Below are 583 nucleotides of genomic sequence, written 5' to 3'. Positions count from 1 at the left end.
CCCCATAAAGGTATGATGGTCGGGAAGACAGGATTCGAACCTGCGACCCCTTGGTCCCAAACCAAGTGCTCTACCAAGCTGAGCTACTTCCCGAAAAAAATGGTGCACCCTGAGAGATTCGAACTCCCGGCCTTTAGATTCGTAGTCTAACGCTCTATCCAGCTGAGCTAAGGGTGCGAGACGAATGATCCTTCATGGATGTTTATAAATGGTACCGAGGGCCGGACTTGAACCGGCACGAGGAAACCCTCGCAGGATTTTAAGTCCTGTGCGTCTACCAATTCCGCCACCCCGGCAAGGTATAATTCATGCGGTAGACTTTTAAAAAAAATGGTGCCGGCGAAAGGATTCGAACCCTCGACCCTCTGATTACAAGTCAGATGCTCTACCAACTGAGCTACACCGGCAGGTGTAAATGGTGGAGGATGACGGGATCGAACCGCCGACCCCCTGCTTGTAAGGCAGGTGCTCTCCCAGCTGAGCTAATCCTCCAAATATGTAATGCCTGGCAACGTCCTATCCTCACAGGGGGAGACCCCCAACTACTTTCGGCGCTGAAGCGCTTAACTTCCGTGTTCGGCAT

The 583-nt window shown here is 52.3% G+C and carries 5 tRNA genes and 1 rRNA gene; all 6 read right to left on the bottom strand.

Annotation, left to right across the window (positions count from 1 at the left end):
* Nucleotides 1-16: 16 nt before the first annotated feature.
* A tRNA-Pro gene (locus RT52_RS10890) sits at nucleotides 17-93 on the bottom strand.
* Between the two features lie 7 nt (nucleotides 94-100).
* Nucleotides 101-177 (bottom strand) — tRNA-Arg (locus RT52_RS10885).
* A gap of 32 nt (nucleotides 178-209) precedes the next feature.
* Nucleotides 210-296 (bottom strand) — tRNA-Leu (locus RT52_RS10880).
* 35 nt (nucleotides 297-331) lie between these two features.
* Nucleotides 332-407, bottom strand: a tRNA-Thr gene (locus RT52_RS10875).
* A 9-nt stretch (nucleotides 408-416) separates the two neighbouring features.
* Nucleotides 417-492, bottom strand: a tRNA-Val gene (locus tag RT52_RS10870).
* A gap of 11 nt (nucleotides 493-503) precedes the next feature.
* Nucleotides 504-583, bottom strand: a 5S ribosomal RNA gene (gene rrf, locus RT52_RS17940); the annotation flags it as partial.

Source organism: Exiguobacterium alkaliphilum 12/1 (genome assembly GCF_000714435.1).
In the GTDB taxonomy this organism is placed as follows: Bacteria; Bacillota; Bacilli; order Exiguobacteriales; family Exiguobacteriaceae; genus Exiguobacterium; species Exiguobacterium alkaliphilum.
This window is presented reverse-complemented; position numbering and strand designations above follow the sequence as displayed.